Origin of the sequence: Chryseobacterium sp. HMWF035 (genome assembly GCF_003094695.1) — a bacterium.
GTDB lineage: Bacteria > Bacteroidota > Bacteroidia > Flavobacteriales > Weeksellaceae > Chryseobacterium > Chryseobacterium gambrini.
The window spans coordinates 228373-238002 of record NZ_QEHP01000113.1 but is presented as its reverse complement, the minus strand read 5'-3'; the positions used below and the strand labels follow the sequence as shown (position 1 = coordinate 238002).

General features: G+C 33.9%; 9 protein-coding genes. 3 read left to right on the top strand and 6 right to left on the bottom strand.

Annotated elements, in window-relative coordinates; genetic code table 11:
• Positions 1 to 811 (top strand): hypothetical protein (locus DD829_RS23765; RefSeq protein ID WP_165814878.1); only part of this gene is annotated, 811 nt, incomplete at its 5' end.
• Between the two features lie 53 nt (positions 812 to 864).
• On the opposite strand, the gene gap is transcribed toward DD829_RS23765, so the two are convergent.
• Both gap and pfkA read right to left on the bottom strand, forming a co-directional pair.
• Complete coding sequence (gap, locus tag DD829_RS17370; RefSeq protein ID WP_108411166.1) at positions 865 to 1875, bottom strand: type I glyceraldehyde-3-phosphate dehydrogenase; 1011 nt, start codon at positions 1873 to 1875, stop codon at positions 865 to 867.
• Between the two features lie 29 nt (positions 1876 to 1904).
• Positions 1905 to 2891 carry a 6-phosphofructokinase gene (gene pfkA, locus DD829_RS17365; protein WP_108411165.1) on the bottom strand — a complete coding sequence of 329 codons (987 nt, stop codon included), beginning with the start codon at positions 2889 to 2891 and terminating at the stop codon, positions 1905 to 1907.
• A gap of 749 nt (positions 2892 to 3640) precedes the next feature.
• Between pfkA and DD829_RS17360 the strand changes: the two genes are divergently transcribed.
• Positions 3641 to 4873, top strand: coding sequence for a PKD domain-containing protein (locus tag DD829_RS17360; RefSeq protein ID WP_108410977.1), 1233 nt, complete (start codon positions 3641 to 3643; stop codon positions 4871 to 4873).
• 280 nt (positions 4874 to 5153) lie between these two features.
• Here DD829_RS17360 and DD829_RS17355 read toward each other — a convergent pair whose 3' ends face one another.
• The 4 genes from DD829_RS17355 to DD829_RS17340 all read right to left on the bottom strand — a co-directional run bounded on the left by DD829_RS17355 (position 5154) and on the right by DD829_RS17340 (position 7900).
• The gene (locus DD829_RS17355) at positions 5154 to 5912 is read right to left on the bottom strand and encodes a TIGR03915 family putative DNA repair protein (protein WP_116547976.1); all 759 of its coding nucleotides are present in this window, start codon (positions 5910 to 5912) and stop codon (positions 5154 to 5156) included.
• Positions 5913 to 5999: 87 nt separating this feature from the next.
• Positions 6000 to 6299, bottom strand: a complete 300-nt coding sequence (locus tag DD829_RS17350; protein ID WP_108408967.1) for a type II toxin-antitoxin system RelE/ParE family toxin — start codon at positions 6297 to 6299, stop codon at positions 6000 to 6002.
• On the bottom strand, positions 6292 to 6528 hold the full coding sequence (locus DD829_RS17345) for a type II toxin-antitoxin system ParD family antitoxin (RefSeq protein WP_108408966.1): 237 nt from the start codon (positions 6526 to 6528) through the stop codon (positions 6292 to 6294). The genes DD829_RS17350 and DD829_RS17345 overlap by 8 nt, the downstream gene beginning before the upstream one ends.
• 112 nt (positions 6529 to 6640) lie before the next feature.
• Positions 6641 to 7900 (bottom strand): putative DNA modification/repair radical SAM protein, encoded by a 1260-nt coding sequence (locus DD829_RS17340; RefSeq protein ID WP_108408965.1) that lies wholly within the window; start codon positions 7898 to 7900, stop codon positions 6641 to 6643.
• Positions 7901 to 8211: 311 nt separating this feature from the next.
• Between DD829_RS17340 and DD829_RS17335 the strand changes: the two genes are divergently transcribed.
• Positions 8212 to 9540, top strand: coding sequence for a hydroxymethylglutaryl-CoA reductase, degradative (locus DD829_RS17335; protein WP_108408964.1), 1329 nt, complete (start codon positions 8212 to 8214; stop codon positions 9538 to 9540).
• Positions 9541 to 9630 lie beyond the last annotated feature (90 nt).

Below are 9630 nucleotides of genomic sequence, written 5' to 3'. Positions count from 1 at the left end.
TCATAGATCTTATAAAGAAAAAAATAAAGTGGTTTTAGATAGTACTGTTTATATCTCTTTAAGGAAAGAAACAGATTCAATTATAAATAAAAACATTATTTTTAATAGAATGGGAGAGGTCATTTCTTTAGAAAAGGATACTATAAAAAAGAAATCTATTGAAAAGAAGTTTATAGATTTAAAGGACAAAGAATTTTTTTTACAATTCAAAGGTCAAATCTTTGCGAATTTAAAAATTGTAAATAATAAAATTATGATTTATCCTTGGATTTTTAAAGAAGATCTAGATAAAGACAAAGTAGAGAGGGATAAAAATGATTTTTTTAGCGAATATGATGTTTACATTAAAATGAAGGATAGAGTAAATTATAGTTTTCCATATTCATCAATTCAAATGGGAGCAATTACATTCCCAATAAAATGGTATATGGATAGTAAACTAGGAAATGTTGAGTCAGGTTTAAATGCAATGATAAATGTGGGATATAAATTTGGTAAGTCAAGATTTGTGAAATTTCCTTATGAAGAAAAAGCTAGAGAATATAAATCAAGTTTTTCTGTAAATGGATTGTTTGGAATTTCTAAAATTGAATTAGATGAAAAGAACACTTCTTTATCTAAGAATGGTAAAGTCGAAGGAAGCATAGCTGCAATCTCATTAGGAAGTTCATTAGGCTATCATTATAATGATTTCACATTAATGATTGCCTTGGGTTTTGATTTACCTACAAGTAATAGAAATAATTGGAATTTTAATGGAATTCCTTGGCTTGGGTTAGGTTTTGGGTATAATTTTTTAAAATTTAATTAAACAAAAAAAACCTTCCGATCCGGAAGGTTTTCATATTTTAAGCTGATACTTTATTAGTTAGATAAAGAAGCAGCGTGGATCAGCATATCTACTAACTTGTTAGAATACCCCATTTCGTTGTCATACCAAGAAACAAGTTTTACGAAGTTTGGAGAAAGCATAATTCCTGCATCTTTATCGAAGATTGAAGTTCTCTTATCTCCTACGAAATCCTGAGAAACTACAGCATCTTCAGTGTATCCAAGAATACCTTTCAATTCACCTTCAGAAGCAGCTTTAATAGCAGCACAGATTTCATCGTAAGAAGTAGCTTTTTCTAATCTTACGGTTAAATCTACTACAGAAACGTCAACAGTTGGTACTCTGAAAGACATCCCTGTTAATTTTCCGTTCAAAGAAGGGATTACTTTTCCTACCGCTTTTGCAGCACCTGTAGAAGAAGGAATGATGTTGTTTAAAGCAGCTCTACCACCTCTCCAGTCTTTCATTGAAGGACCGTCAACAGTTTTCTGAGTAGCCGTTGTAGCGTGTACCGTAGTCATTAAACCTTCTACGATTCCGAAGTTATCGTGGATCACTTTTGCTAATGGAGCCAGACAGTTGGTTGTACAAGAAGCGTTTGATAAGATTTTGATATCGTCTGTAAGTTCTGTGTGGTTTACCCCCATTACAAACATTGGCGTATCATCTTTAGAAGGAGCAGAAAGAATTACTTTCTTTGCACCTGCAGCAATGTGTTTTGCAGCACTGTCTTTATCTAAAAATAAACCTGTAGATTCTACAACGTAATCTGCACCTACTTCGTTCCATTTCAAATTGCTTGGATCTTTCTCAGCGGTTACTCTGATTCTTTTTCCGTTTACCACAAGGTCATTACCTTCTACAGAAACCTCACCCGGAAAAATTCCGTGTACAGAATCATATTTAAGCATATAAGCCATGTATGTAGCATCGATAAGGTCGTTAATTCCTACTACTTCGATGTTATCTCTTTCAGTCATTGCTCTGAAAACAAGACGTCCAATTCTACCAAACCCGTTGATACCTACTTTAATTGTTGACATAATAGTTTGTTTTAAATTATATTAAAATATTAGATTGCTAAAATTTCTGAAATCAGTAAAAGATCTTTATTGATTTCGTTGTGTTTTTTAATGGCTTCTTCAATCGGAGTGTATACCAAATCATTAGAACGCATTCCTGCCATTACGTTGGTTTGCCCTTCCATTAATCCTGTTACGGCTCCAAAGCCCAGTCTGCTTGCTAACACTCTGTCTGCACAGCTTGGAGAACCTCCTCTCTGCATATGTCCCAAAACAGCCACACGAATATCATAATCAGGGAATTCTTTTTTTGTTTTTTCCGCTAATTCGTATACATTCGCTAATTTTTCTCCTTCAGCCACAACAACAATACTGGAAGCTTTTCCCGTTTTTTCCGCCTTTCTGAAATTAGAAAACAAATCAGATACGCTGTCTTTTTTCTCGGGAATCAAAATATCCAGAGCACCGGTTGCCAATCCGCTGTTCAAAGCGATAAAACCTGCATCACGACCCATTACTTCCACAAAGAAAACCCTGTTGTGAGAAGTTGCGGTATCACGGATTTTATCAATCGCTTCCATTGCGGTATTCAGAGCAGTATCATAACCAATGGTGTTATCTGTCCCGAAAATATCATTATCAATCGTTCCCGGAACACCGATTACACGGATGCCGAACTCTTCATTGAAGATTTTCGCTCCTGTGAAAGTTCCGTCTCCACCAATACAAACCAAACCGTCAATGCCATATTTTACACAATTGTCGTAGGCTTTTTGACGACCTTCTTTGGTTCTAAATTCCTGGGATCTGGCAGATTTCAGAATCGTTCCGCCCTGATTGATTATATTTTTTACGGAACGAGGTCCCATTTTAAGGAAATCATCGTGGATTAAGCCATTATAACCTTCTCTTACTCCGTAACATTCTATTTTATAATAATTTGCGGTTCTTACTACCGCCCTTAAGGCTGCATTCATACCCGGAGAATCTCCTCCTGAAGTAAGAACAGCAATTTTTTTTACAGCACTCTCTTTCATCTAGTAAAAAATTTCGAACACAAATTTACAAAAACAAGTTCAGATAATCATAGTAACTTAAGAAGAGTTTTGTATATAAGTATTTGAAAATAATTAATGCTATATTTTTGAGTTTTAAATATTTGATTTTAAAGCTAATAAATGAAGCCTATTCTTGCTGCCTTCTTAATTCGCATTAAGTAGTTATGCCAATTGAGGGTTGGTTTTTCAATTCATTTGATTTTCAATAATTTAAAAATCCAATGAAAATAATTTCTGAATTTCCATCTTTGTAAGATGTTGATTTTCAATAACAATTCCCAACCCCTAATTCGCATTAGTTATATATTTTTTAAATTCATTGTTGTCTGGTGAAAAATATAAGCATCTGATAGTAATAGTATAAACAATACTTCGCTAAAAAGTATAAAAATAGATTTTTTCAAAATATAAATTATTGATAATCAATATTTTGTGAATTTTAAATCGATTCCGTATCTATTTGATTATGAGTGGGTTAAGATTTTTTAGCGAAGTATTGTGTAATAAGGATACGATTAATTTTAAATAGTTATAAGAATCTTATAATCAATGTATTGTAAATTTTAACCAAAAACAGTTTTTTTAATTTTAAATAGTTGATTTTAAGACTAATAGATGGGATTTAATTCCTGCTTCTTAACTTATATCGTTAAAAGCTACCGGGTTAAAAATATTATATTTATTTTTGGATAAATGTATTTATTTTTTAAACATTAAATTTATTAAAAATGAGAAAATTTCTGCTGTTTTTTTTATTGAGTTTTTGCATGAGTGTTTTTTCTCAGAATAATACGGAAAAAGTATTGTTTATCGGAAACAGCATGACTTATTATAATGATATGCCACAAATTTTTGCAGGTATTGCACAGTCAAAAGGAAAGCTGGTTCAGACCCTACAGCATACACCTGGAGGGACGGGATTTGTCGATCATGTTAATAATAATACTTTATATGACATTATTAAAAACAATATTTTTGATAAAGTGGTTATGCAACCCGGAACATCAGAATCGGTAGGGGCTTCTTATCCTGTAAGCATAACTGCACAAAGAGGAAACAGGCTAAAAGACTCCATCAAAAAATACAGTCCGTGTGCACAGGTTTTTTTATATGAAATTAGTAACGGAATCATATCAGCGAATGATTATCCAACATATTTTCTTACTCAAAAAAAGATTAAAGATTCGATTACTAAATTGTCTAACCTTATGCAAATTCCAATGATACCGGCAGGAGAAGCAGCGAAAAAATATTACCAGACCCAACAAGATTTACTGCTGCATCTTTCCTATGGCGATGTACACCCTAATTTGAATGGGAGTTATTTGGTCGCCTCGGTTATGTACGCGTCAATCTATCAGGAAAATGTATTTCAAAGTCCTTATTGGGCAGGTGTTTTGCAAGCTAATGCAGAGAATTTTCAGGGTATTGCTGATGAGGTTGTTCTTAACCATCTTAGTGACTGGAATCTCTCTGGGTTTAACTTTTTTTCGAATTTCAGCTATACCACATCAGGTCTTACCGTCAATTTTCAGAATCAGTCGGTTAACCTAAATAATTTTTCATGGAACTTTGGAGACGGAACAACATCTACACAGGCGAATCCTGTTCACCAGTACACAACTCCTGGAAATTATACCGTTTCCCTTTCTGCTAACAGCGGAAATTGTCTGTTTACAAAGGCTAAAGTCATTACTGTTGCACAGCTTTCAACGAATGAGCTGAGCAAAAAAAGGTTCAGGGTTTTTCCTAACCCTGCATCCGAGTTTTTCAGAATAGAGAGCAACGATTTTATTTCTGGAATAGAGATCTATTCATCCTCGGGAAATTTGCTTGTTAATAAAAGAAATATAAGAGCTAAAATGCATACCGAAAATGTTTCATCATTTGTTCCCGGGATTTACTTTGTGAAAATATTTTTTGAAAATTCGGAAGCGGTAAATTATAAACTGATTAAATAGTTCAATACTTCGCTAAAAAAGATTAAAATAAAATTCCTGTATAATTTAAATGTTTGATAATTAATGATTTATGAATTTTAAATCAGTTTCTTATGCGTTTAATTATGAGTGAGTTAAAAGTTTTAGCGAAGTATTGCTAGTTCTTATGGTTTGTTAATTTTGTACCCTCTTTAACTGTAGAAAATAAGTGCTTAAAAACAATTAACAATATGTTTTTAAGTTTTAAATGATTGATTTTAAAATAAATAGATTAAGTTTAATTCCTGATGCTTACTTAAAATCAAAATTTTTCTGTAAGATATTTCCAGTATTTTCTCGGAACGTGCTGAATATGAAGCTTCATATTTTTTCTCTCCACAATATTGGTTTTTGTGAAATACCTTTGCCAAAGCGTCTGATAATTTTTTTCTTCATCGTGAAACTTCTGCTGATAGCGGTTCAGATCTATTTTTTCATCGGGATAAAAAAAGTCGCAGGTTTCAAGATCATATAGAATTCCGTAATTTCTTCTCAAATCATAAATCATCCATTTCTGATCCTGATAACGGTCTTTAAAATGTTTCCGGATTAAAGGCAGTACATTGAAATCAGGATCTATTTTAGCGAAGAAAACACCGTCCTGCATTTTTTCAAAACGGACAAAAGCCATCATTCTGTGTCTTTCCCGACTGACGGATTTACAGATTTTAGAAATCTTCAGAATGTCACTGTCTGCATAATTTTTCAGGATATTTTCATCGGGATGTTTTACGGATTGCTTTACGGCAGACAAAATAAGCTGTTCCAGTTCAGGATCTTCAGATAAGAAAACTTTTAACAGTTCGTGAATTCCTGCTTTTTCAATATTCTGTTCTAATTTGTTTAAAACCCTTTCAGATTTATCATTTTGAGTAATAACCTCATGAATTTCCGCAAAGATATTTTCCTGATGAAATCTTTCCCTGCTTACAATTTCCACATTTTTATATTTATACTCGAAAACTTCGAATACAGCGGTTAAAAGTCCGTCGAAACTGCCGTCGTAGAGTAGGGTAGTCATCTGAGTTGGAAGGGAGTGTTTTAGTGTTTTAGAGTTTGTAATCTTGTGTTATTATGTTGATGTTATTTCATTATTTATAATATTTTGCTACAGGAAAAATTTCGGAATATCTCTGCTTCCGTGCAAAACCCTCACAATTCTGATATGATGATCTAAAATCCTGTAAAAAATAACGTGATTGTCTTTTGGAAAGCTATATAAACCTTTTTTTATTTCATCTCGCTTTTTGCCTAAGTGTGGATTTAAAAATAAATTTTGAAAAATTTCTTCAATTTCCAAAAGATATGTTTCTGCTTGATTAAATCCAAATTCATTCAAAGTATAATCAAAAATATCTTCCAGATCTTTATCCGCAATTTCCGATAAGATATAGGTTTTCTTAGACATTACTGATTGTATTCTTTTTAGCCTGAATAATATCCTTTACAGAACGAGAGCTTTCAACATCATTCCAACCTTTTTCTATTTCAGCTTTTAAATCCTGAATTACACGGAGCCGATAAACTTCATGAAGCCGCAATGCATCACGCACAACTTCACTGGCATTCTGAAAATCACCGGATTCTATTTGCTTTGAAATATATTCTTCCTGCTTTTTTGTGAAACTGACATTCATAATAAATTCTTTCTTCGAAGTTATAAATTATATCCAAATTTAGCAAATATGGATATTAGAAATTATTTTCTCCGCTCAATGTGAAATTTAAGATAAGATCAAAGGATTGAATTTAAAACAACGTCAACTGTTGCGAAAACTGATTATGAAATTTCGAAGAACTTCCGCCAATCAGTAATTTCTTAAGATTTTGATTCGTCAGATATTTTAAAAAGGCGTTTCCTGCGTTAAAATCAATGAAATATTTTGCGCGGTTTACTGCTGCTCCCAACTTTTTAAGATGATCCATATTCAGAACCTGAAAACGTCTTGCACTTACAATTTTCTGTGCTGTTTTTACTCCAATTCCCGGAATTCTTAAAATCATCTGATAATCCGCAGTCTGTAAATTTACAGGGAACTGATCTAAATGCCGCAAAGCCCAGCTTAATTTGGGATCTACTTCAAGATCTAAAAATGGCATATTCGGATCCAGTATTTCTTCAGCTTTAAAACCATAAAAACGCATCAGCCAATCCGACTGATACAAACGGTTTTCACGAAGCATCGGAACTTCAGTCGTAAGAGCAGGTAATCTTTTATCTTCCAAAACCGGAACATATCCGGAATAATACACTCTTTTCAGACTGAAATTTTTATAAAAATGATCGGCAACTTTAATGATCTGTAAATCATTTTCATTCGTAGCACCGACAATCATTTGCGTAGATTGTCCTGCAGGAGCAAATTTGGGCGTTTTCCGGAAAAGTTTTTTCTCGTCTTTGTATTGCGCAATCCCGTTCTGGATATACTTCATCGGATTAAGCATATCCTGCCTGTTTTTTTCAGGAGCCAGTAATTTCAGTCCGCTTTCAGTTGGGATTTCAAGATTTACAGATAAACGGTCGGCGTACAAAGCGGCTTCCTGCATCAGTTCATCACTTGCTCCCGGAATGGATTTTAAATGAATGTAACCGTTGAAATTTTCTTCCAGACGTAATTTTTTCGCCACACGAACCAGACGTTCCATGGTCGTATCCGCATTTTTAAAAATTCCGGAGCTTAAAAACAAGCCTTCAATATAATTTCTGCGGTAAAAATTGATCGTTAAATCTACCACTTCCTCAACGGTAAAAGCAGCTCTTTTAATATCATTTGAACTTCTGGAAACACAGTAAGCGCAATCGTAAATGCAATGATTGGTCAATAGAATTTTGAGAAGAGAAACACATCGTCCGTCTTCCGTATAGGTATGGCAGATTCCGCTTGCGGAACTGTCTCCCAAAGCCCCTTTTTTGTTCTTTCTCGAACCACCGCTTGATGAGCAGGAAACATCATATTTCGCTGCATCGGCAAGGATTTCAAGTTTTTCTTTCAGACGGTCAAAATTCATTTTATTCTTCTTTTACCAATTTTTTATTAACACATAAGTTACATCAGCTTCTAACAAAATACTTTGAAAATATTTAGATCTCATAAGAAAGAAAATCAAAGATTTTAAAAACTAAAGTGTTCTTATTTTTTGAATTATTTAATTCTAATAGCACTTAAGTGTTTAAAAAAATAAACTTAATTAGATTTAAAATTTTATATTTTCCGTTCAAACTTAATTCCAAAATTGATAAAAGTCAATCTTTTTTGATAGAAGTTATCAACAGTTTAAAGTGACAAATTTAGTATATTTACGCTCATTAAATTTATGTTATGAATCATAAACCCGTTGAAGGTTTTTCCAAATTAACAAAACAGGGGAAAATCGACTGGCTCGTAAACGAGTATCTTGAAGGAAACGAAGAATATCAAAATATATTAAACCAATACTGGAACGAAAATGCTGATTTGCAGAAACTTCACGACGAATTTTCTGAAAATACCATTTCCAATTTCTATATGCCTTACGGAATTGCTCCGAATTTCCTCATCGACGGAAAACTGTTTGCGCTTCCGATGGCAGTGGAAGAAAGTTCTGTAGTAGCGGCAGCTTCCAAGGCAGCAAAATTCTGGATCGATAAAGGTGGTTTTAAAACAACGATCATCAACAACGAAAAACTGGGGCATACCCACTTTATTTTTAACGTTGAATCTCATAAGCTGCTTCATTTTTTCAATTTTAAACTGAAGAAAAAATTACTGGAAGCTACAGAAGATATCACAGCGAATATGAGAAAGCGCGGTGGTGGAATTTTAGACATCAAACTGGTCGATAAAACATCCGAAATGGCGAATTATTATCAGTTGAAAGCAAGTTTCGACACCGTAGATTCGATGGGAGCCAACTTTATCAATTCCTGTCTGGAACAGTTCGGAAAAACATTGAAGCAGGAAGTGGCTACAAGTGAAGATTTTTCTCAGGAAGAAAAGAATTCTTTACAGATCGTAATGAATATTCTGTCCAATTTTACTCCGGATTGTATCGTAAGAGCTGAAGTTTCCTGTAAAATCGAAGATCTGAAAGACGACAGTGGAATTTCCAACGAAGAATTTGCATGGAAATTCAAACAGGCGGTAACGATTGCTGAAATCGAGCCTTTCCGTGCGACTACTCACAATAAAGGAATTATGAATGGAGTAGATGCGGTTGTTATTGCTACCGGAAACGATTTTCGTGCAACAGAAGCCTGTGCTCACGCATACGCAGCGAGAAACGGAAGATATTCTTCTCTTACCCACTGTACAACGGACAACGGAATTTTCAGATTCTGGATTGATCTTCCGATTTCTGTTGGTGTTGTTGGTGGTTTAACGAATCTTCACCCTTTGGTAAAGTTCTCTTTGGCGCTTCTTGGAAAACCTTCTGCTCAGGAACTGATGAGTATTTTGGCGGTTTCCGGACTGGCTCAGAATTTTGGAGCGTTACGATCTTTGGTGACGACTGGAATTCAGAAAGGGCATATGAAAATGCATTTGCTGAATATTTTGAACCAATTGGGCGCAACAGAAGAAGAAAAACAACATTTTGTGACGTATTTCAAAGATAAAACGGTGAGTCATCACGAAGTGATCAATGAGTTTAACCGAATGAGAGGACAATAATGTTTGGAATTATTGTAGCTGCTTTTATGCTGGGTTTTGGAATTTTTCTGAAACTGACCAAAAATCCGGGTTTTGCTCAGAATAAAAAAT

Bases quoted from the DNA above. Each gene is read 5' to 3' on its own strand.
- gap (WP_108411166.1), bottom strand. From the start codon at position 1,875: ATGTCAACAATTAAAGTAGGTATCAACGGGTTTGGTAGAATTGGACGT.
- pfkA (WP_108411165.1), bottom strand. From the start codon at position 2,891: ATGAAAGAGAGTGCTGTAAAAAAAATTGCTGTTCTTACTTCAGGAGGA.
- DD829_RS17360 (WP_108410977.1), top strand. From the start codon at position 3,641: ATGAGAAAATTTCTGCTGTTTTTTTTATTGAGTTTTTGCATGAGTGTT.
- DD829_RS17355 (WP_116547976.1), bottom strand. From the start codon at position 5,912: ATGACTACCCTACTCTACGACGGCAGTTTCGACGGACTTTTAACCGCT.
- DD829_RS17350 (WP_108408967.1), bottom strand. From the start codon at position 6,299: ATGTCTAAGAAAACCTATATCTTATCGGAAATTGCGGATAAAGATCTG.
- DD829_RS17345 (WP_108408966.1), bottom strand. From the start codon at position 6,528: ATGAATGTCAGTTTCACAAAAAAGCAGGAAGAATATATTTCAAAGCAA.
- DD829_RS17340 (WP_108408965.1), bottom strand. From the start codon at position 7,900: ATGAATTTTGACCGTCTGAAAGAAAAACTTGAAATCCTTGCCGATGCA.
- DD829_RS17335 (WP_108408964.1), top strand. From the start codon at position 8,212: ATGAATCATAAACCCGTTGAAGGTTTTTCCAAATTAACAAAACAGGGG.